The following is a 21,685-nucleotide window of genomic DNA, read 5'->3' as shown; positions in this document are numbered from 1 at the left end:
GGTCCGTTCCGGTCACGCTCCGGCGCGGGCGGCTTCCGCGTACTGCTTGGCGTGGCTGAGCGTGGCGCCGCTGTTGGTACTCAGGGTCGCGCGCAGGTGCTGCCGGGCCTCGGCGGTGGTCGCCTCGACCCCGTAGGTGCTGCGGACGCCCTCGGGGTCGAGGGTGATGGTGTGCCACGAGGTGGCCCGCACCCGTGGTTCGCCCGAGGCGGCGCGGATCTCGGCGAGCTGCCAGCGGCCGGTGTGGGCGCTCATGACCACGGGAAGACGCCGCTGCTTGAAGACGATGGTGTGCCGGTCGGGGAAGCAGACGCGGACGGAGACGGTGTGGTGGAGGGAACCGTCGGGCGTGCGGGAGTCCATGTCGAGGTGGGCGAGGCCCGGCCCGGCCCCGGTGAGGCGGGTGCGCACGATGTGCGGTAGCCGCTCCGGCCAGCGCTCGGCGTGCTGGAGGTAGGCGTACACGTCCTCCGTGCTGCCGGCGATGTCCACGGCGGTGCGGAAGGCGAACTGGAGGGCGTCGTGCCGCTCGCCCAGCTCGGCGTGGTTGCGCAGGGCGGCCAGGCTGGTCCTGCTGTTGTCCTCCACGGCCTCGGCGACACGTTTGGCCGCGGCCGCGCCCCCGGGGACGGTCCGGTAGCGGTGGCGCAGGACGAGCCGGGTGGCGCCGTCGTCGGTCGGCTCGATCCGCCAGACGCCGCCCATGCGGAGCACCGGCTCGGTCGTGACGACCTGCTCGAAGCTGACCTCCCCGGCGGCCGGGTCGAGGATGCGGCGGGACGTCCAGCTCTCGACGCGCTCCCCCGCCAGGGCCCAGACCCGGACGGTCTGCTCGCGCACGGCCCGGCCCACGAGCCGGTCCTCGACGACCTCGGCGTGCACGATGGAGCTGAGGATCTGCGGCCAGCCGGTGATGTCGGCGATGAGCCGGTAGACGACTCCGGGGGGTGCGTCGATCGCGACCGTCCGGTCGACCGTCACGTCCGCCGTGCTGCCGGGTTCTGGTCGTGTCACGTCGGCCTCCCCTTCGCCTCGCCCGCGGGTCCTGAGGGCACCAGCGTCTCCGCAGGCGATGGAACTCCACTCGAACCCGATCGCCCGTCCGGGTGATCCGCGACCGGCTGCCGCGCCGGGTGTTCCGTCGGGCCCCGGCCCGTTCGCGACCGGCGTGCCCCACCCTTCGAGCCGGGTGGACCTGCTGCTCGGCATCCCGGGCCGCGATGCCCGGCACTGCGTGCCACCTGCGGTTTTTCTCGCGAGTCCGGTCGCGGCGGGCGCGCCGCTCGCGCACACTGAGTCGTGCTGCCCGACCGTATGTCCGAGGGAGTTGACGCGCAGTGACGTTGATGGACGTGACCACGAGGCCGTCCGGGCCCGAGCCCGGCCCCACGCCGCTCGGCACGTACGCGGCCGGGGGTGAGTCGGCCCGGGGAATCGAGGCCACACCGGTGGTCCTGGCCCTGCTCGCGGGCGAGGACGAGGAGAACAGCCGCGAGCCGCACATCTGGCGCGGCATCGACTGACGGGCCCGGGTCCTGCCCCGGGGTACCGCACCCGGCCACCCGGCTCCGGGCGGTGGCGTCCGGGGCAGGACCCGGGGCGTACCGCGTGCGGGGCCGGCACGGGGGCGGCGGGGGCGGGCGGCAGGGGGCGCCACACATCACTTTGATCACATTCATCCGGGCATTCGTACGCCAAAGCCCGCAATCAGGTCATCACACTCTTGCGATCATGTGAGGGTTTCGCAAAGCTGACGCGCCGGTCACCGGTCGAAACTCATACGCGGTGGGGGTCCGTCCACATTCTGGGGGTTTCCGGGAACCGGCGTGCCCCGCTCCATGTCTTCGTACGGGCGGGGAGGCAAGACCCGAACGACGTCACGCACACCCTGCGTGCGGGGGGATGGACACATGACGGCAGCAGGCGATTCCCGGCCGCCCGCGGACGACGACCCGTCACGGACGACGAAGCTGCGCGTCCTGCGGGAACCACGTGGCTCCCGCACCGGCGAGCACTCCCTCGGCCGCGGGCTGCGTTGGCCGCGCAAGGCGCCGCCGCGCTACGACTACGAGCACTACAGCCGGCTCGCCGGACCGCTCACCCGGCCCGACCCGGACGTGCCCTACCGCGTGCGCTACCGCAGCCTGCTGGGTGACGAGCCGCACCGCGTCCGGGCCGGACTGCTGCTGGCGGCCGCGCCGTTGCTCTCCCTCGGCCTCTTCCTGTGGCTCATGCAGCCGCAGCACTGGACCCAGCGCGACGAGGGCTCCGTCTCGGACCTGGTCCTGGTCCTCGACGTCGTCATGCTCGTCGCGATCGGTCTCATCGAGCTGTTCCGCACGCTCAACGTGCTCTCCAACTCCCACGCGACGCTCGTCGCCCGCGACCCGGTGCCCGTCGTGCCCGAGGCGGGCACGCGCGTGGCGTTCCTGACCTCGTTCGTGCCCGGCAAGGAACCGCTCTCCATGGTCACCAAGACCCTGGAGGCGGCCGTGAAGATCCGCCACCGGGGCACGGTGCACGTGTGGCTGCTCGACGAGGGCGACGACCCCGAGGTGAAGGCCGTCTGCGCGAAGCTGGGCGTGCGCCACTTCAGCCGCAAGGGAGTGGACCGCTGGAACACCCCGAAGGGTGCCTTCCGGGCCAAGACCAAGCACGGCAACTACAACGCCTGGCTCGACGCCCACGGGGACGACTACGACTTCTTCGCCGGCGTCGACACCGACCACGTCCCCCTGGCGAACTACCTGGAGCGGATGCTCGGCTACTTCCGGGACCCCGACGTCGGCTTCGTCATCGGGCCGCAGGTCTACGGCAACTACGACAACTTCGTCACCAAGGCCGCCGAGAGCCAGCAGTTCCTCTTCCACGCGCTGATCCAGCGGGCGGGCAACCGCTACGGCGCCCCGATGTTCGTCGGCACGAGCAACGCCGTACGGATCAAGGCGATCAAGCAGATCGGGGGTCTGTACGACTCGATCACCGAGGACATGGCCACCGGCTTCGAGATGCACCGGCACCGCAACCCCGTGACCGGCCGGAAGTGGCGCTCGGTCTACACCCCGGACGTGCTGGCCGTCGGCGAGGGCCCCAACGCCTGGACCGACTTCTTCACCCAGCAGCTCCGGTGGTCGCGCGGCACCTACGAGACGATCCTCGGCCAGTACTGGAAGGGCTTCTTCTCGCTGCCCGCCGGGAAGCTCTTCAACTACACGATGATGATCATCTTCTACCCGATCTCAGCGCTGAACTGGATCCTGGCGGCTCTCAGTTGCGCCCTCTTCCTCGGCCTCGGCGCCTCCGGCGTGCAGATCGACCCGGTCATCTGGATGATGCTCTACGGCAACGCCTCGGCCCTCCAGGTGGGCCTGTACATCTGGAACCGGCGGCACAACGTCTCCCCGCACGAGCCGGAGGGCTCGGGCGGTCTCGCGGGCATGCTCATGTCGGCACTCTCCGCGCCCATCTACGCCCGTTCGCTGCTGGACGCCGTGCTGCGCCGCAAGAGCAAGTTCGTCGTGACGCCGAAGGGCGACTCAGCCAGCCCCGACACCCTGCTGGGCACCTTCCGCGTCCACCTGTTCTTCATCGCCGTCTTCGGCGGCTCCCTCGTGGGGTCGTTCTTCCTCGGGCACGACCACCCCGCGATGATCACCTGGGCCGCGCTGGCCCTGCTGATCACGGCGGCGCCGATCATCGGCTGGCAGGTCACCGTCCGCAAGGAGCTGAAGCGGCGCCGACAGCAGGGCCGAACGCCGGACGGCCCGTCCGGCCGGGACGGCAGGAGCACAGCAGCGCCGGACGGTGCCGCGGCCTCCGTACCCGGCCCGCGCACCGAGGACGCCTCGGTGGGCGGCCCCGTCCCTCCCGCCGTGAGCCCCGAGGACACGATCCAGATCGCCGTGCGTCGCCCCCGGCACCCGGCTCCGCGCGCCTGACCCGGCGCGCCCGCCACGAGCCCGCGCCGGGCGCGCCCCCGTGGCCCGCACGCCCCGCCGGGCCCCGCAGCATCCCGTCCGCACGCCACCGCACGTCCGCCAGGAGTCCGAACCGTGAAATACCGTCCGAGCCGCCGTACCAAGCGGATAGCGATCTCGACGGCCGCGCTGCTCGCCATCGCCGGGATGAACGCGCCCTGGCTGATCCGCTACGGCTCGGAGCAGTACCACGAGTACAAGATCAACCAGCCCGAGTACAAGGCCGACAACGGCAAGTGGCACGTGCTGGACGTGCCCGACGAGTACCGCATCAACACCATCCACGCGGCGCTGCTGTACACCGGCAAGGTGCTGCTCATCGCCGGTTCGGGCAACGACGCCGAGCAGTTCGACGCGCAGACCTTCCGCAGCGTGCTGTGGGACCCCGAGGACAACTCCTTCGCCAACATCCCCACCCCGGCCGACATGTTCTGTGCCGGGCACACCCAGCTCCCGGACGGCAACCTGCTCGTCGCCGGGGGCACGAAGCGGTACGAGACGCTGGAGGGGGACGTCGAGAAGGCCGGCGGTCTGATGATCGTCAGCAACGAGAACCCCGACGAGCCGATGACGCTGCCCAAGGGCACCAAGTTCCGGGGGAAGGACAGCGGGAAGGTCTTCCTCAGCCAGGACTCCCTGCTCGTGCCCCGGGCCGAGAAGACGGAGGACCCGGAGACCGGCGAGGTCACCGTCACCGCCAGTCAGGCGCGGATCTACGTGGAGGCCGAGCGGAAGGGTGAGAAGTACTCCACCGGCGCCACGGAGCAGTACGTCGTCGTGGGCCTGGAGGGCGAGGACCGGCGCAACGTCTACGGGATCGCCAACAAGCTGTCCTTCGACAAGAAGGACTTCCAGGGCATCCGCGACTCCTACGAGTTCGACCCGATCGCCGAGGAGTACGTCAAGGTCGACCCGATGGAGGACGCCCGCTGGTACCCGACGCTGACCACGCTGGAGGACGGCCGCGTCATCTCCGTCTCCGGCCTGGACGACATCGGCGAGGTCTCCAAGAAGGTCGAGGTCTACGACCCGGAGACGAAGGAGTGGGAGACCCTCCCCTACGAGCGCTACTTCCCCACCTATCCGGGTCTCTTCCTCGCCCAGGGCGGCGAACTGTTCTACACCGGCACCAGCTCCGGCTACGGCCCGGCCGACGAGGGCCGCACGCCGGGCCTGTGGGACTGGCGGACGGACGAGTTCGAGGCCGTCCCCGGCCTGAGCGACCCCGACGCGCTGGAGACCGCCATGGGGGTGCTTCTGCCGCCCGCGCAGGACCAGCGCTACATGGTCCTCGGCGGTGGGGGCATCGGCGAGAGCGAGACCGTCACCGACAAGACGCGCATCGTGGACCTGAAGGAGGACCTGCCCCGCTTCGAGGACGGCCCCGACCTGTACGAGCCCGTCCGCTACCCCAGCAGCGTCATCCTGCCCGACGACACCGTGCTGACGACGAACGGTTCGGGGGGCTACCGGGGCCTGAGCGACAGCAACGTCCTCAAGGCCGAGCTCTACGACGTGGAGACCAACAGCTCCCGTCCGGTCGCCGACCCGCTGGTGGGCCGCAACTACCACTCCGGCGCCCTGCTGCTGCCCGACGGCCGGGTCATGACCTTCGGTTCCGACTCGCTCTTCGCCGACGAGGCCAACACCAAGCCCGGCGAGTTCGAGCAGCAGATCGACGTGTACGAGCCGCCCTACCTCTTCCAGGGCGGGCGCCCCGAGCTGGTCGACGACGCCGAGGAGACGCAGGTCGTCGAGTTGGGCGGAAGCGCGGAGTTCCGTTCGAAGGACGCGGGGGCCGTGGCGGAGGCGCGGCTGATCCGGCCCAGCTCCTTCACGCACGTCACGAACGTCGAGCAGCGCTCGGTGGAGCTGGAGTTCACGACGACGGCGGACGGCGTCACCGTCACCCTCCCGGAGGACCCCACCCTCGTGCCGCCGGGCTACTACATGGTCAACGTCATCGACGCCGAGGGCGTCCCCTCGGAGTCGGTCTGGGTCCACGTGCCCGGCCCCGGGGAGGACGCGGGCGAGGACGGCTGAGCGGGCGGCGGACGGTCCGGCCCCCGAGACCGGTCCGTCCGCCGTCGCCGTGGCCCGGCCGGCGCGGTGGCTCAGCCGGCGCGCGGCGGGCCGAACCGCACCCACTGCGCGGTACTGGGCACGCCGTCCTCGTTCAGGAGGAACAGCATGTAGAAGCCCGGGATCGCGTCCTCGGGCGAGGGCGGCGCCTTCAGCTCCAGGGTGCCCTGGCCGCGCCGGACGATCTCCAGTTCCAGGTGGCGCTGGCTGGTGTTGACGGAGTGCGTGGCCGTCGACGGGGACAGGATCACCGCCCGTTCGACCTCACCCGCCGTGCGGGAACCGACCGTGAAGTGCTGCTGGTAGCGGAGCATCTTCTTCGGCGCCCGGCCCAGGTGGGGACGCTCGCCACGATGCAGGTAGGCGGGTTCGTAGATCTCGACCGTGCCGTGCATGTCGTCGGTGATGTCGGGGTCGTTGGCGATCTGCTGGAGCTCGTCACCGGTGATCATGACGCGGCCGTCCGGCATGACGACCGCGTTGGAGTGGTAGCCGCGCGGCAGGCGCTGGACGGGCCCGAGCCGCCAGCCGCCGCCCGGCTCGCGCAGTTCGGTGCTGCGGTACTTCTGGTCGGCGTTGGGGTTGTACGGGCCGTTGCCGTAGTCCCGGATGTCGGGGGCGCCGTTGACGGTGAAGAGGCTGCCGTCGGGCAGGATGAGCGTGTTGTCCTGGGTACGGCCGAAGGCCCTGGCGCCGGTCTTGGTCCAGGTGTCGTCCTTGAGCAGGTAGGTGGTCGGGTCGTTCGCGTCGCCGCCCATGTACAGGACGGAGTCCGGGCCGAGCTTGCCGTTGGGCAGCGGGACGGCCGAGCCGTACCAGCGCTCCTGCTGCTTGCGGCCCTGCGGGTCGTCCGGCAGGTTCGGCAGGGTCCGGCGCGTCTGACGGACCGGGTCGAAGGCCCACTGCTGGTCGGAGTCGCGGCCCAGGGCGTGGATGAGGCCGTCGCGCAGCGCGAAGGTGTGCGGGTAGTCGTGGCGGAAGGGTGCCTCGACGGTGAGCCGCTCGACCGGGTCGCCGAGCATCCTGGCCCCGGTGCTCATGGGCACGGGACGCCCCTGGGCCGGGAAGCGTTCCACGACCTCGGTCGGCGTCCCCCAGCCGCGTTCGGACTGGCCGGAGAAGATGTACTGGCGCCCGTCGGCCGCCGTCACGACCGTGGGGTACCAGCGGCCGACGGCCATGTCGTCCTGGCGCAGCCACTCCTCCTTCCACGGGTCGTAGAGGAGTGAGAGTTTGGCGCCGGATCCCCCGTTGCCGCCGAGGTTCCCGCCGAAGACCCCGAGCATGCTGTTGGGCAGGAAGGAGTGACCGGCGCAGAAGAACGGCGCTCTGCGCTCCTCGCCCCGGCCGTCCGGCATGTCGATGACCGGGGGGTGGGCGGCGGTGAAGGCGTCCGGGCCGGTGCCCCGGCGCGGATCCCACAGGAAGGCCCGCCCGGCGTTGCGCGCGCCGATGATCTGGGTGGGGGCCGTCTCCCGGTTCGGGTTGTCCTCCACCGGCTCGAAGGAGAAGAGCAGGACCTTGCCCGTGGGGAGTTGGGCGATGTGCACGCCGTAGTCGGGCGAGGGGAAGAACTCGGTGAAGCGGCCGAACTCCTTCGGGGCGAAGGCGGCGTTCTTCTTCCGCTGGTCCTCGGTGAGCCACCGCAGGCTGTTCGTCCGCGTCGTCTGCGGGTAGTCGGACGTGTTCTCGGCGGCGGCACGGGTGCGGGCGTGGGCCTCGGCGTGCTCGCGTCCGATGGCGGCGGCCTCGGCGGGGTCGTACTCGGCCGCCACCTCCTCCGCGCTGACCTCCGGCACCTGGACGCCGCGCGGTGCCGGCTCGTGGTGGTGGTCGCCGTCGCCGTGGGCCGCGACGGGTCCGGCGGTGAGGGCCGTGAGCACCGTGGCGGCGGACAGCAGGGAACAGGCGGTGGCGGTGCCCGGGATCGTGCGATGGGCCATGAACTCCTCCTCGGGAGAGCGACGAAGCGCGCCGCGCCACGCAGAGTAACGCAATGGCGACATAAAGCTGCAGAGAAAAAGTGCAGAAAGCATTTATCAAGGGCATATGTCGCTCAGTCGGCGACCTCGGGGCCGGATGGTGTCGGCCCGCTCGCCGCCCGCCCGCCGCCCCGGTCGGGGTGGGAGCGGCGAACGGACGGCCGTGCGGATCAGCCGCGCGCGTCGCGCAGGAAGCTACGGCTGGGGACGAAGAAGTACTCGGCGCCGCGCAGCGTCACCGACTCCGCCAGGGAGACCGTGACCTTCTCCCCGGCGACGCCGTGCTTCTTCGGCCAGTACGTCGGGGTCTGCGCGCTGCCGACCCCGACCACCGGGTCCTGCCCGGTGGAGGGCTTGCCGTCCGCGCCGCCCGCGACGAAGTCGACGTTGTTGCACCAGCGGTCCTGCATGAACTCGAACTGCTCGGCGATGTCCGCCTGGGCGCAGAGGAACAGCAGCCCGACGGTGCCGTCGCTCTCGTAGGAGATGCCACGGCGGGCGATGCGGCGCGTCCGCTCCTCCTCAAGGGTGCCGCCGAACCGCCAGACGGTGTCACCCCGGGGGTTCGTCTTGCGGGTGTGGGCCTGGTAGGGGCACTTCAGGCCGTCCTGGTCGCCGGAGAAGTCGAAGTCGTTCGGGATCGAGCCGTCCAGGGAGGCGGTGGCCGGCAGGTTGACGGGCATGCCGTTGCGGAAACGGCCGACCATGTAGGCGCCGGCGAGCTCCTTGTCGCCCTCGTGCGGCTCCGCCCGGCCGTCGGCCTCGGCCAGCGCGCGGGCGAGCTTCAGCCGCTGCGCGTCGAAGTGCGGCACGTCCTGCTCCAGCTTGCGGTAGACGACGTACGAGCCGTACCCCGTCTCCGCGTCACCACCCGGGTCCTTGGCGAGGACCAGGCTGAGCGGTCCGCCGGGGTGCCACACGCTGTGCCCTTCCTCCTTCTTCGCCTTCTCGACGTCCTTGGCCAGGAAGTGCGGCTCGCTGACGCCGTCGGCGAAGCCGAAGTGCTCACGCGCGGGCCCGTTCGGGCGCAGCCGCAGCACCTTGCCCGCCTCCTCGTGCACGACGTGCCCGGCGCCGGCGGCGAGCAGGTCGGCCCGGATCCCGTCCGCCGTCCGCTGCACCCGCTCCGGGTCGTCGTCGGCGACGATCACCACCGCGTGCAGGCTCTCCCGGAATCCCCGGTGCCACTGCTCCACCGGGGGTCGCAGAGCCTGGCCAGCGTCGCGGAGTCCCGGCTGCCGCGGGCGAACGCCTCGTCCGCCGGGAGCCGGGTGAAGCCGAGCGCCCGGTAACCGGAGGCGGAGAGCATGAGGTTGACGAAGACGTCGCTGGGGTTCCGGGCCAACTCCGCGCTCAGGAAGGCCTCCGGGTCCACGAGACGGCCGTCGCCGTCGCCGCCGTGACCGCCGTCGGAGTCGGGCCGGGCACCGCCGCGGTCGGTCCGCGCTCCGGCCGAGGCGCCGAACAGGCCGCCGTCCCCGAGCCCGGCGCCGAGGGAACCGCCGAGCGGGCCCGCCGTCCCGTCGAGCGTGAGCCGTGGGCCGTCGGCGAGTCGGAGGCCGACGGAGACGCCCAGCGGCCCGAAGCCGGCGGCGGCGAACAGGGCGGCCCGCCTGCGGGAGTCGTCCCACTGCTTCATCGCGGTGGTGATCCGGTCGGCCATGCCGGCCAGCCAGGCCCGGCCCCGGTCCCGGCTCGCGGGGTCGAACCGGATGAAGAGGTGGCGGCTGTGCCCCCGACCGTGGCTTTTGAGGATGTTGCCCTGCAGGTCCTCCATGAGGCGGCGTTCGGCCGGGTCGAACGGACCCTCCCGGTCGACCGGGCCGATCCCGGTCTCCTTGTCGAAGTCGATCCTGACGGCTTCCATCGTCATGTGGGGCTCCCGTGGGGGTGGGCGGACACTGCCACCCGTTTACCCTCCGTCACCGCCCCGCGTGGCCCGTTCCGGGGGAAACCGCCCCGCGCACATGCCGTTCCGCCCGCATGGCGGGCGCGCGCCGCGTCGAGCACGCGCCGACGTGCTGCGGCACGCCCGGCGGAGCGCCGGATCGCGCGCGGACGGTGCCCGCCCCCACGCGCCCCCGCACGGGCCGGTGCGTCACTGCGCGTTGCGTGCGAGCTCCAGGGCGTACGCGTGGTGCCACTCGCCCGCCTGCGGGCCGCCCCGGCAGGTGCCGTCGGACTCCCCGGGACGCTTCACCCACAGGAAGGCGTCGATCCGCTCGTCGCCCGTCTCCGTCGTCGGCGGCTCACCGAGCGCACGACCCGGCGGGTTGCACCACGCCTCCTCCGCCTCGTCCCCCGGCACCGGCCCGTTGCCGTTGCGGCTGGTGTCGATGACGAAGGGCTTGTCCCCGACCATCGACGACAGCCGCTTCCCGTACTCCGCGTTGGCCTCGGTCGTCTGGTAGTTGGACACGTTGAGCGAGAAGCCGTCGGCCTGCTCGATGCCCGCCCGCCGCAGCGGCTCGACCATGCCGCCGGGGTCGCGCACCCACTGCGGGTTCCCCGCGTCGATGTAGACGCGGGTCTGCGGCAGCGCGCTCAGCTTCGTCACGGCCTCGGACAGCAGGGAGTAGTGCTCGTCGTGCATCTCGGCGGGGACGCAGCCGGGGACGAGGATGTGCGGCAGGGCGTCGGGCTCCAGCACGACCCACGCCGCACGGTCGCCGATACCCGACACCACGCGGTCGATCCAGGCGCGGTAGGCGTCCGCGCTCTCGGCCCCGCCCTTGGAGTACTGGCCGCAGTCGCGGTGGGGGATGTTGTAGAGGACGAGCAGCGGCGTGCGGTCCGCCTCGGCCGCGGCCTCGGTGAGCCGGCGGGCCTCCCCCTCCGGGTCGTCGGTGCCGATCCACTGCCCCGCGGGACGCCCGGCGATCGCCTCGACGAGCTCCGCCTCCCCGGGCGCGTCCTGGCGGGCCTCGGCCAACGCCTGTGCGGCCTTGCTCTCGGGGTTGACCCAGAAGGGACCCGGGTTCTCCGCCGCCCCGGAGGCGGGCGACTCCTTCCGGGGCGGGCCGTCCCCGTCCCCGTCCGAGGAGGAGCAGGCGCCCAGCAGCGCCATGGCCGCCAGCGCGGCCGTTCCGGCGAGCGCCCGGGCGCGCGTCCTGCGGGCGACGTCCGTGCCGTACATCCACTCCCCCTCGCCACACGCGGGGCGGTGCGCCCCACGCCTCTCGATTCTCGCAAGGCCGTCCGGAACGTCCCGGCGCGGGCCCCACTTCACCCGGGCCGGACGAGGGTGCCTTCTCCCGTCCGGCCGCTCCCGAGCCTAGGGTGTGCCCACGCGGGTCCGCACCGGCGGCCGGAGACCCGTTCGGCCGCGCTGGGGGTGCCACCGCCGGGGCGGCGGGGCACGGTCGAAGGGCATCGACCCGGAGGTTCCCCATGAGTACCGCATGCCCCACCAGGGTGACGTTCCGTACCGCGCTGCTGACGGTGGGCGCCGCCGCCCTCGCCCTGTCCGGAACCGTGCCCGCCGCGGCCGAGCGGACGGGACCGGTGGACCCGGAGTACTCCGGGTCGGTCGTCGTGAGCCCGGCGAAGGTCCGGGCCGGTGGGCAGGTGGCGCTGCGGGTGGACTCCTGCGACGGGGACAAGGCGCTGGCCCGGTCCCGCGCCTTCGTCGCCACCGTGACGCTCACGCAGACCGCCGACCAGGTCCTGAGCGGCCACGCGGGCATCCGCGCCGCCGCCGAGCCGGGCCGCTACGGCATCACCGTCGACTGCTACGACAAGACGGGCAACCTCAAGCGCGGGATCGCCGAGGGCTCGGTCTTCGTCGTCGGCGGCCGGCCGCACCCGGAGCCGACGCACCACGACGGGGGCCACGACGGCCGCCACGACCGGCACGACGACGGGCACCACGAGCGGCCGGTGGCCCCCGTCCGCGCGGGCGGCGGCGGCACGGCGGGCGACGACGACGACGCGTCGGCGTCCGTCGCCCTCGGGCTCGCCGGGGCCGGGGCCGTGGGCCTGGCCGGCTTCGCCGTCGTGCGGCGGCGCCGGGTGGCACGGCGCGGCGCCGACGGCTGACGCCGTGTCCGGCGAGGAGCGCTCCTCGGGCACCGGGCGGGTGATGACGGGCACGGCCTGGGCGGTGCTGCTGCTGGCCCTGTGGCTGTGGGGCAAGGACATCACCGACACGCCGCCACCCGGCGCCACACGGGACGTCGCGACCTCCGAGCGGGTCGGGGAGGAGGGACGCGTCGCCCTGCCCCCGGCCACCGAGCCCCTCCGGGAGCGGGCGGCGCCGCAGCGGGTCGTCATCGACGAACTGGGGGTGGACGCCGTCGTCGTCCCCCGGGGGCTCGACCGGGACGGCGCCGTCGACCCGCCGCCGCTCCAGGAGGCCGGGACCGTCGGCTGGTACGCGGGCGGCCCGGCGCCGGGCGAGGACGGCGCCGCCCTGCTCGTCGGCCATGTGGACACCGAGACCGACCGGGCCGTCTTCTACGAGCTGAGCACCCTGGAACCGGGCGTGGCGGTGCGGGTGGCACGGGCCGACGGGACGGCCGCCGAGTTCACCGTGGAGAACGTCGAGGTCGTGCAGCGCGACGGGTTCGACGCGGAGCGGGTCTACGGGGAACGGCACGAGGGGCGCGCGGAGTTGCGCCTCATCACCTGCGGGGGCACGTTCGACGAGAAGGCCGGGGCCTACACGGCGAACGTCGTCGTCTCCGCCTACCTCACCGGCTCGACGGCCGCCTGACCGGCTCCGCCCCGGGCGGCCGGGCCCGTCGCGCGGGCCCGCGCGGGGCGGTGACCGTCTCGGCATGTGTCCCGGGCATGTCGGGGGGCGGGGACGGTGCATAGCATGGGCCGCATGAGCGAACGCAAGCCGATCGAATCGTGGCTGACCGACATGGACGGCGTCCTGATGCACGAGGGCGTGCCGGTGCCCGGGGCCGACGTCTTCATCACGAAGCTGCGCGAGTCCGGCAAGCCGTTCCTGGTGCTGACCAACAACTCGATGTACACCGCGCGCGACCTGCACGCCCGGCTGAACCGGATCGGTCTGGAGGTGCCCGCCGAGAACATCTGGACCTCGGCGCTCGCCACCGCGAAGTTCCTCGACCAGCAGCACCCCGGCGGCACCGCGTACGTCATCGGCGAGGCGGGCCTGACGACCGCGCTGCACGACGTCGGCTACGTCCTGAGCGACGCGGACCCCGAGTTCGTCATCCTGGGCGAGACGCGGACGTACTCCTTCGAAGCCCTCACCAAGGCCATCCGCCTCATCAACGACGGGGCCCGGTTCATCGCGACGAACCCCGACAACACCGGCCCCTCCCCCCAGGGGGCGCTGCCGGCGACGGGTTCCGTCGCGGCCCTGATCACCAAGGCCACCGGCAAGGAGCCCTACTTCGTCGGGAAGCCGAACCCCCTGATGATGCGCACCGGGCTGAACGCCATCGGGGCGCACTCGGAGACGTCGGCCATGATCGGCGACCGGATGGACACCGACGTCCTGGCCGGGCTGGAGGCCGGGATGGAGACGTTCCTCGTCCTCACCGGACTGACGGCCAAGGAGGACATCGACCGCTACCCGTTCCGTCCGACGACCGTGGTGGACTCCATCGCCGACCTCGTCGACCTCGCCTGATCCGCCCCCGGGCGCACCGGTCGCGGGCCGGGCGGTGCGCCCTACCATGGGCCCGATGAACGCATCTCCCCTGCGCGTCGGGCTCATCGGGTACGGACTGGCCGGTTCCGTCTTCCACGCGCCGCTGATCGCGGCCTCCCGGGACCTGACCCTCCACACCGTCGTCACCTCCCGCCCCGAACGGGCCCGGCAGGCCCGCGAGGACCACCCCGGCGTCCGGACGGTGGCCGACGCCGACGCGTTCTTCGCGGACACCGGCGCACTCGACCTCGTCGTCGTCGCCTCCCCGAACCGCACCCATGTGGCGCTGGCCGAACGGGCGTTGCGGGCAGGGCTGCCCGTCGTCGTGGACAAGCCGCTGGCCGCCACGGCCTCCGAGGCGGAGAGCCTGGCGGCACTCGCCCAGGAACGCGGGCTGCTGCTCTCCGTCTTCCAGAACCGCCGCTGGGACGCCGACTTCCGCACCCTGCGGGCCGTGCTCGACCGGGGTGACCTGGGCACCGTGCACCGGTTCGAGTCCCGCTTCGAGCGCTGGCGGCCGAAGCCGAAGGGCGGCTGGCGCGAGTCCGGCGACCCGGCCGACGTCGGCGGCCTCCTCTACGACCTGGGCAGCCACGTGGTGGACCAGGCGCTGGCGCTCTTCGGCCCGGCCGCGACCGTCTACGCCGAGTCGGACGTGCTGCGCCCGGGGGCGGAGGCCGACGACGACACGTTCATCGCGATCACCCACACCGGCGGCGTCCGCTCCCACCTGTGGGTCAGCGCCCTGGCGGCCCAGCACGGGCCACGGCTGCGGGTGCTGGGCGACCGGGCGGCGTTCGTCACCCACGGGCTCGACCCGCAGGAGGACGCCCTGCGGGCCGGGGAGCGGCCGGGCGGGTCGGAGTGGGGCGTGGAGCCGCAGGCCGCGTGGGGCACGCTCGGCACCGTCGCCGAGGCGGCGCCCGTCCCCTCGCTGCCGGGTGACTACCCGGCCTACTACGCCGCCGTCGCCGAGGCGCTGCGCTCGGGCGGGCCGCCGCCGGTGACCGCGCTGGAGGCGGCGGACACCCTGCGGGTCCTGGAGGCGGCCCGGCGCTCGGCGGCCCGCCGGGTGACGGTCACGCTGGCCTGACGCCCCCGCCCGCCGCCGCCCCGGGTTCCGGAGGGGCGGCGGGCGCGGCCTCACGCCGGTTTCAGCTCGGTGCGCTGCCGTCCCAGGCCGTCGATCTCCAACTCGACCACGTCGCCGGCCCGCAGGAACGGCTTGGGCTCCGGCTGTCCGTTCGCCACCCCGGCCGGCGTCCCGGTGTTGACGACGTCGCCGGGGCGCAGCGTCATGAACTGACTGAGGTGGCGCACGACCTCGGCCACGGAGAAGATCTGGTCGGCCGTCGTGCCGTCCTGCCGCAGCGTGCCGTTGACCCACGTGCGCAGGCCGAGCGCCTGCGGGTCGGGGATCTCGTCGGCCGTCACCAGGTAGGGGCCGAGCGGGTTGAACGTCTCGCAGTTCTTGCCCTTGTCCCACTGGCCGCCGCGTTCGAGCATGAACGCCCGCTCGGAGACGTCGTGGGTGATCGTGTAGCCCGCGATCACGGCGCGCGCCTGCTCGTCGGTCTCCAGGTAGCGGGCGGTCCGGCCGATGACGACGGCGAGTTCGACCTCCCAGTCCGTCTTCTCGCTGCCGCGCGGCACGAGGACGGTGTCCCGCGGGCCGACGACGGTGTCCGGGGCCTTGAGGAAGACCAGCGGTTCCGCCGGGACGGGCTGGCCCGTCTCCTCGGCGTGGTCGCGGTAGTTGAGGCCGATGCAGACGATCTTTCCGATGGCGCCCACCGGGGGGCCGACGCGCAGCCGGGTGGGTTCCAGGGCGGGCAGGGCCCGGCCGGCCAGGGCCGCCCGGACGCGGGCGAGCGCGGCGGCGTCGGCGAGCACCGTGCCGTCGATGTCCGCGACGAGGCCCGACAGGTCCCGCAGGGTTCCGGCCTCGTCCAGGGCCGCCGGACGTTCCGCCCCCGTGGGCCCGACACGCAGCAGCTTCACAGTCACACTCCGAAGTGGTGAGGGGTCGCGATGGGGACGGCCATCAGAGGAATTGGGCGATCCTCCAAGAAACGCTCACAAGAGCGCAACCACTATCCACGTACTGGACCGTAACTTCCACGAAATCCGTCGCCGCCCGTCGTCAGCCGGTGTCGTCGGCCGACGGCGTGAGCCGGTGTCGTCAGCCCCCCAGCGCACGCGTGGCGGTGTGGATCGCCAGACCGGCCAGCGCGCCGACGACCGTGCCGTTGATCCGGATGAACTGCAGGTCACGACCGATGTTGGCCTCGATCTTGCGGGCCGTCTGGTCCGCGTCCCAGCCCGCGACGGTCTCGGTGATCAGCGACGTGATCTCGTGCCGGTAGGTGGTGACGACGTAGGCCGCCGCACCCTCGACCCAGTCGTCCACCTTGTTCTGGAGCCGCCCGTCCGCCGCCAGCCGCCGCCCCAACGACAGCAGCGACGACCGCGCCCGCAGCCGCAGCGCGCTCCGCTCGTCCTCCGCAGCCGCCACGATCATCGCCCGCACCGACGACCACGCCGAGGCGATCAGCTCCTGCACCTCGTCCCGCGCCAGCACCTCGGACTTCAGCCGCTCCACCCGCGCCCGGGTCTCCGGGTCGTCCTGGAGGTCGCGGGCGAAGTCCCCGAGGAAACGGTCCACGGCGACCCGCGCCGGATGGTCGGGCACGTCGCGGATCTCCGCCGCGAAGCGCAACAGCTCCTTGTAGACGCGCTCGCCGATCTTGTGGTCCACGAACCGGGGCGTCCAGCCGGGCGCGCCGCCCGCGACCGCCTCCATGACCTGCTCCCGGTGGCGCACCAGCCAGTCGTGGGCCCGCAGGCACACCAGGTCCAGGGCGCGCCGGTGCCCGTGGTCCTCGACGACACGCTCCAACAGACGGCCCAGCCCCGGCGCGATCTCCCGCGCGTCGGCCCGCCGGTTGATGGCCTCGCCGACGACGGCCTGGACGTCCGCGTCCCGCAGTACGGTGAGCGCGCCGCGCACGGCGGCCGCCAGTTCGGCCGTCACCCGGTCCGCGTGCTCGGGTTCGGCCAGCCACCCGCCGAGCCGGGAGCCGATCCCCACGGCACGCAGCCGCGAGCGCACCACGTCGTCGGAGAGGAAGTTGTCCCCGACGAAGTCCCCGAGGTTCTGCCCGAGCTGGTCCTTCTTGGTGCGGATGATCGCCGTGTGCGGAATGGGCAGCCCCATCGGCCGTTTGAACAGGGCCGTGACCGCGAACCAGTCCGCCAGCGCCCCGACCATGCCGGCCTCGGCGGCGGCCGCGACGTAGCCGGCCCACGGCCCCGCCCCGGCGTGCTCGGCCCACGTCGCCAGGCCGTACACGACGGCCGCCAGGACGAGCGCACCCGTCGCGATGGCCTTCATCTGCCGTACGCCGCGCTGCTTCTCCACGTCGGCCGCCGTGAATGCGCCGAGGTCCCGGGTGATCCCGCCCGGCCCGCCCCCGCCGCGTCCGCCGCCGTGCGCCCCGTCCACCGCATCCTGCTCTGTACGTGTCATCACTCCACCCGTTCCGCGCCTGGCACCGATTGTGCGGGGTGATGGCCCCGAACGGGGAACGCGCCCGGCGTGACGTGCGTCCGGCAGGACCACCGAGCCCGGCGCACCGCCGCCCGCGCTGTGGCGAAGGACGCCCCCGGGCACGTGCCGGACGGCGTGCGGGCGCGTGGGACCATGGCACCCGCGAACGACCGGTGCGGAGGGGCAGACCGAGCATGACCACTGGCACACCGCCCGCGCGACGCGGCCCGGGCTACCTCCTGCTGGCCGGGCTCGCCGCGCTCGTGATCGCCGTCTCGGGCGTCATATACGTGGGGTTCGGTGGCGGACCGGCCGGTGCCGGGAGCCGGACGGGCGGGCCCGGCACGGGCGCGGCGGCCTCCTCGGGCAGCTGGGTCGGCACCTGGGCCACCGCTCCCGCCGCCGCCGAACCCCGGAACCCCTACGGCCACCCGGACCGCTCGGTGCGCAACGTCGTCCACACCACCGTGGGCGGGACGGCGGCCCGCGTCCACCTGTCCAACCTCTTCGGGACCGCCCCGCTGACCGTCACGCACGCCACCGTCGCCGTGGCCGCCGCCCCCAGCACGCCCACCGCCAAGGCGGGCACGATGCGGCGGCTGACGTTCGGGACCGAGACGTCGGTGACCCTGCCGCCCGGCGGCCGCGTCGTCTCCGACCCGGTGCGGCTCCGTGTCCCGCAGGCCACCGACCTGCTGGTGACCGTCCACACCCCCGGCGTCTCCGGCCCCGCGACCTACCACCCCTTCGCACGGCAGACCAGCTACCTCGCGCACGGCGACCGGGCCGGCGCGGTCGAGGGCACCGCCTACACCGAACCCACCCCGTACTGGCGGTACGTGACCGGTGTGGACGTCTGGACCACCGAGACCACCGGCGCGATCGTCGCCCTCGGCGACTCGATCACCGACGGCATCGCCTCCAGCACCGGCGCCAACCGCCGCTGGACGGACTTCCTCGCCGAGCGGCTGCGCACCGAGCCGGGCGCGCCCGCCCACAGCGTCCTCAACGCCGGCATCAGCGGGAACCGGGCCCTGGCGGACGCGCCCGCCGGCTCCCCCGCGAACGGCGAGAGCGGGTTCCACCGGCTGGAGCGGGACGTCCTCTCCCGCACCGGCGTGCGCACCGTCGTCCTCCAGCTGGGCCTCAACGACCTGATGCGCTCGCCCCGGCGGATGGACGCGGAGACCCTCGTGAGCGGCCTGGAACAGCTGGCCGCCCGGGCGCAGCAGCGCGGCCTGCGCGTCATCGGCACCACGCTGACCCCGTTCGGCGGCCACGACGAGCACTCCCCGAGGCTGGAGGCCGTCCGGCTCGCCGTCAACGAACGCATCCGCACGAGCACGGTCTTCGACGCCGTCGCCGACTTCGACGCCGCCGTGCGCGATCCGCAGGCCCCGCAGCGGCTGCGCGCCGCCTACGACTCAGGGGACCACCTCCACCCGAGTGACAACGGCAACCGCGCCCTGGCCGCCGCCATCGACCTCGCCGACCTCCACCACGTTCCCGGGACGGACCCGACCGAGCTGTGACGCCGAGCGCACCGGTCACACCCGGCCGGGCTCCCGGCCGGAGTCCCGACCGGGTGTGGGCGCTCCGCGTTCCCGGCCCTCCGTGTACAGCCGCGCGATGACCTGCTCGATGTCCGGCTCGCGCACCGACAGATCGGCCAGCGGATACCGTTCGGCGATGGCCGCGACCACGGGGGCCGCACTGGCCGACGCGGGGAACGCGAGCCACTGGCGCGGGCCGTCGGCACGCACGAACCGGGCGCCCGGCACGGCGATGGGCGCCGTCGGACGCTCCAGGTCGACGACGAGGACGCGTTCGCTCTCCCCCGCCGCGTGCAGGGCGTCGAGCCCGCCGTCGTGGACCAGCCGCCCGTGGTCGATCACCATGACCCGGTCGCAGAGCTGCTCGATGTCGCTGAGGTCGTGCGTGGTGAGCAGCACCGTCGTGCCCCGCTCGGCGTTGACCTCCCGCAGGAAGCCGCGCACCTTCGCCTTGCTGACGACGTCCAGCCCGATCGTCGGCTCGTCGAGGTAGAGCACCTCCGGGTCGTGCAGCAGCGCCGCGGCGATGTCCCCGCGCATCCGCTGGCCCAGGGAGAGCTGCCGTACCGGCACGTCCAGCAGCGGAGCCAGGTCGAGCAGCTCCACGCAGCGCTCCAGGTTCGCCCGGTAGCGCGCCTCCGGGACGCGGTACAGGCGCCGCACCAGCGCGTAGGAGTCGCGCAGCGGCAGGTCCCACCACAGCGTCGTGCGCTGCCCGAAGACGACGCCGATCCGGCCGGCCAACTTCGTGCGCTCCCGGGCGGGATCGATCCCGGCGACCCGCAGCCGTCCGCCGCTGGGCGTCAGGATGCCGGTGAGCATCTTGATCGTCGTGGACTTCCCGGCGCCGTTCGGCCCGATGTAGCCGACCATCTCACCGCGCCGGACGGTGCAGCTGATGCCGTCGACCGCCCGCACCTCGTGCCGGGTGCGGCGCAGCCGCCCCGCCGAGCGGCGCACGGTGAAGACCTTCTCCAGGCCGTCCAGTTCGATCAGTTCCACGTCGCTCCCCACGCTGGTCCGGACACCGGTCAACTCCCCGTGCTGCGGTAGCCGCGCAGCCCCCGCCGCCACGCCACGGCCGCCACCGCGCAGCACAGCGCGGCGACGGCCGGCGAGGCGAAGTCCACCCACCCCGGCAGGCCGAGCGGATCGTCGCGCCCCAGGACGCGCAGCGCGGGAAGCCAGTTGACGAAGGCCAGCGGCACGACGAACGTCACGCCCTTGACCAGCTCCGTCGCGAAGACCGTCGGCGGGTACTGCAACAGCGTGTTGCCGCCGTAGGTGAAGGAGTTCTGCACCTCCGACGCGTCCTGCGCCCAGAACTGGAACGCCGCGCCGCAGGCGAAGACCGCCCCGAAGATCGCGGTGCCGCTCAGCACCATGACGGGGACCAGGGCCACCTGCACGACCGACCAGTCGGCCGTCTCCAGCTGCGTGAGCGACCAGCCCAGCACCAGCAGGCTCTGGCTGACGCGGCCGAGGCGGCGCAGCGCGAAACGGTCGGCCGCCACCTGGAAGAAGACCGGCACGGGGCGGACGAGCAGGGTGTCCAGGGTGCCGTCCCGCAGCCGGGCGCCCAGCTTGTCCATCGAGCCCAGCAGGAGGTCGGCCAGGCCGAGCGCCATACCGGTCGTGCCGTAGAGGAACGCCACCTCCGCCACGGTGAAGCCGCCCAGCGCGTCCACGTGCGTGAACATGATCATGATGGCGGCGAAGTCGAGCCCGGTGACGGCGAAGTTGACCGCCACCGCCATGAGGAACGACGCCCGGTAGGCGACGGTCGAACGCACCCACATCGCCACGATCAGCCCGTAGGCCCGCGCCCCGTCAACCACCCTGCACCACCACCCGGCGGATCGCCGCGCGCTGGACGAGCCGCCCGGCGCCCAGCAGCGCGAGCGCCCACAGCGCCTGGAAACCCAGCCCCCGCGCCGCGTCCGCGCCCTGCCGCACCCCCAGCAGGACGTCGGCGGGGACCTGGAGCATCGACGACCACGGCAGCAGGCGCACCGTCTCCCCGAACGCGCCGGGGAAGAGCGTCAGCGGCAGCAGCATGCCGGAGAAGAAGACACCGAGCAGCCCGCTCATCGCGCTCACCCCGCTGCCGTCCAACAGCCAGAACGAGGTGAGCACCACCAGGTACCGCAGCGCGAAGCCGACCACCACGCCGAGCGCCACCGACGTCAGGAACAGCAGCCACGGCAGCGGTGTCGTCGGCAGTGCCAGCGGGAACGCCAGCGCCCCGACGGCCAGGGGGACCGCGCCCCGGCCCAGCAGCTGGAACGCCGCCCGCCCGAGGTCGGCCGCGAGCCACCACAGCTGGAGGTCGGCCGGCCGGTAGAGGTCCACCGCCACGTCACCGCTGCGGATGCGCCCCTGCAACTCGTTCTCGGCCCCGCCGCCCATCAGCGCGGTGGCGGCGAGCAGGGCCTGCCCGATCCACACGAAGGCGAGGGCCTGCGGCAGTTCGTAGCCGCCCAGCCGGGGGCGCTCGCTCCACAGGGCGGTGAAGGTGTAGGCGAGGATGAAGCCGAAGACCGTGTTGGTGACGACCCCGGCGACGGTGGCGACGCGGTAGGTGGCGTACCGGCGGAAGCTGCCGACGGCCACCACGAGAGCGAGCCGCGCGGCATGCATCGTCCGGGTCCCCTTCGGCGTCGGTCGGCCACCGGCCGAGGGAGCTCCGTCGGCGGTGGTGGCGGTGGCGGTGGCGGTGGTGGACGCGCCGGATCGGTGGCGCGCGGCTGGGGGAGCCTAGCGACGGACCAGGCGGCGGGCCACCGGTTTTCCGCCGGACGCCGCCCCGGCCGGGGCCGGTTCGCCGGGATGCTGGAGTGTCCTGGGGGCGATGGCGTTTGATGCGTGTTTGAGTGATATGGGAAGAACGTTCCCGACCAGTCGGGCAGCCT

The 21,685-nt window shown here is 73.1% G+C and carries 18 protein-coding genes; 8 read left to right on the top strand and 10 right to left on the bottom strand.

The window, feature by feature from the left end:
• Nucleotides 1–12: 12 nt before the first annotated feature.
• Nucleotides 13–1,014 carry an aromatase/cyclase gene (locus tag V6D49_RS18775; protein WP_340561292.1) on the bottom strand — a complete coding sequence of 334 codons (1,002 nt, stop codon included), beginning with the start codon at nt 1,012–1,014 and terminating at the stop codon, nt 13–15.
• 338 nt (nt 1,015–1,352) lie between these two features.
• Between V6D49_RS18775 and V6D49_RS18770 the strand changes: the two genes are divergently transcribed.
• From V6D49_RS18770 to V6D49_RS18760, 3 genes are all read left to right on the top strand, one after another.
• On the top strand, nt 1,353–1,523 hold the full coding sequence (locus V6D49_RS18770) for a hypothetical protein (RefSeq protein WP_340561290.1): 171 nt from the start codon (nt 1,353–1,355) through the stop codon (nt 1,521–1,523).
• A 387-nt stretch (nt 1,524–1,910) separates the two neighbouring features.
• Entirely contained in the window at nt 1,911–3,938 is a 2,028-nt protein-coding gene (locus V6D49_RS18765) for a glycosyltransferase family 2 protein (RefSeq protein ID WP_340561288.1), read from the top strand.
• Between the two features lie 114 nt (nt 3,939–4,052).
• Nucleotides 4,053–6,020 (top strand): kelch motif-containing protein, encoded by a 1,968-nt coding sequence (locus V6D49_RS18760; protein ID WP_340561286.1) that lies wholly within the window; start codon nt 4,053–4,055, stop codon nt 6,018–6,020.
• A 71-nt stretch (nt 6,021–6,091) separates the two neighbouring features.
• Here the strand turns inward: V6D49_RS18760 and V6D49_RS18755 are convergent, their stop codons facing one another.
• The 4 genes from V6D49_RS18755 to V6D49_RS18740 form a co-directional block, all read right to left on the bottom strand.
• Entirely contained in the window at nt 6,092–8,002 is a 1,911-nt protein-coding gene (locus V6D49_RS18755) for a galactose oxidase early set domain-containing protein (RefSeq protein ID WP_340561284.1), read from the bottom strand.
• A gap of 209 nt (nt 8,003–8,211) precedes the next feature.
• Nucleotides 8,212–9,195, bottom strand: a complete 984-nt coding sequence (locus V6D49_RS18750; RefSeq protein ID WP_340561282.1) for a Dyp-type peroxidase — start codon at nt 9,193–9,195, stop codon at nt 8,212–8,214.
• Nucleotides 9,189–9,914, bottom strand: coding sequence for a hypothetical protein (locus tag V6D49_RS18745; protein ID WP_340561280.1), 726 nt, complete (start codon nt 9,912–9,914; stop codon nt 9,189–9,191). Before V6D49_RS18745 ends, V6D49_RS18750 begins: the two co-directional genes overlap by 7 nt.
• Nucleotides 9,915–10,139: 225 nt before the next feature.
• On the bottom strand, nt 10,140–11,177 hold the full coding sequence (locus V6D49_RS18740) for a glycoside hydrolase family 6 protein (RefSeq protein WP_340561278.1): 1,038 nt from the start codon (nt 11,175–11,177) through the stop codon (nt 10,140–10,142).
• Nucleotides 11,178–11,431: 254 nt separating this feature from the next.
• Here V6D49_RS18740 and V6D49_RS18735 point away from each other — a divergent pair, with 254 nt between their 5' ends.
• The 4 genes from V6D49_RS18735 (at nt 11,432) to V6D49_RS18720 (ending at nt 14,763) form a co-directional block, all read left to right on the top strand.
• Nucleotides 11,432–12,079 (top strand): hypothetical protein, encoded by a 648-nt coding sequence (locus V6D49_RS18735; RefSeq protein ID WP_340561276.1) that lies wholly within the window; start codon nt 11,432–11,434, stop codon nt 12,077–12,079.
• A 4-nt stretch (nt 12,080–12,083) separates the two neighbouring features.
• Nucleotides 12,084–12,755: a class F sortase gene (locus V6D49_RS18730; protein ID WP_340561274.1), complete on the top strand. Its 672-nt coding sequence runs from the start codon at nt 12,084–12,086 to the stop codon at nt 12,753–12,755.
• 114 nt (nt 12,756–12,869) lie between these two features.
• A complete protein-coding gene (locus V6D49_RS18725; protein WP_340561272.1) occupies nt 12,870–13,649 on the top strand; it encodes an HAD-IIA family hydrolase in 780 nt (259 codons plus the stop codon).
• Nucleotides 13,650–13,704: 55 nt separating this feature from the next.
• Nucleotides 13,705–14,763 carry a Gfo/Idh/MocA family oxidoreductase gene (locus tag V6D49_RS18720; protein ID WP_340561270.1) on the top strand — a complete coding sequence of 353 codons (1,059 nt, stop codon included), beginning with the start codon at nt 13,705–13,707 and terminating at the stop codon, nt 14,761–14,763.
• 50 nt (nt 14,764–14,813) lie between these two features.
• On the opposite strand, the gene V6D49_RS18715 is transcribed toward V6D49_RS18720, so the two are convergent.
• Complete coding sequence (locus V6D49_RS18715; RefSeq protein ID WP_340561268.1) at nt 14,814–15,671, bottom strand: fumarylacetoacetate hydrolase family protein; 858 nt, start codon at nt 15,669–15,671, stop codon at nt 14,814–14,816.
• A gap of 181 nt (nt 15,672–15,852) precedes the next feature.
• Nucleotides 15,853–17,199: a DUF445 domain-containing protein gene (locus V6D49_RS18710; RefSeq protein ID WP_340561266.1), complete on the bottom strand. Its 1,347-nt coding sequence runs from the start codon at nt 17,197–17,199 to the stop codon at nt 15,853–15,855.
• Nucleotides 17,200–17,414: 215 nt separating this feature from the next.
• Between V6D49_RS18710 and V6D49_RS18705 the strand changes: the two genes are divergently transcribed.
• Nucleotides 17,415–18,752 (top strand): SGNH/GDSL hydrolase family protein, encoded by a 1,338-nt coding sequence (locus tag V6D49_RS18705; protein ID WP_340561264.1) that lies wholly within the window; start codon nt 17,415–17,417, stop codon nt 18,750–18,752.
• Between the two features lie 15 nt (nt 18,753–18,767).
• Here the strand turns inward: V6D49_RS18705 and V6D49_RS18700 are convergent, their stop codons facing one another.
• From V6D49_RS18700 to V6D49_RS18690, 3 genes are read right to left on the bottom strand one after another with little or no spacing between them, the layout of a single operon-like run.
• A complete protein-coding gene (locus tag V6D49_RS18700) occupies nt 18,768–19,775 on the bottom strand; it encodes an ABC transporter ATP-binding protein (RefSeq protein WP_340561262.1) in 1,008 nt (335 codons plus the stop codon).
• A gap of 29 nt (nt 19,776–19,804) precedes the next feature.
• Entirely contained in the window at nt 19,805–20,572 is a 768-nt protein-coding gene (locus tag V6D49_RS18695) for an ABC transporter permease (RefSeq protein ID WP_340564120.1), read from the bottom strand.
• 31 nt (nt 20,573–20,603) lie between these two features.
• Entirely contained in the window at nt 20,604–21,413 is an 810-nt protein-coding gene (locus V6D49_RS18690) for an ABC transporter permease (protein ID WP_340561260.1), read from the bottom strand.
• Nucleotides 21,414–21,685 lie beyond the last annotated feature (272 nt).

Source organism: Streptomyces sp. GSL17-111, assembly GCF_037911585.1.
Classification (GTDB): Bacteria; Actinomycetota; Actinomycetes; order Streptomycetales; family Streptomycetaceae; genus Streptomyces.
This window is presented reverse-complemented; position numbering and strand designations above follow the sequence as displayed.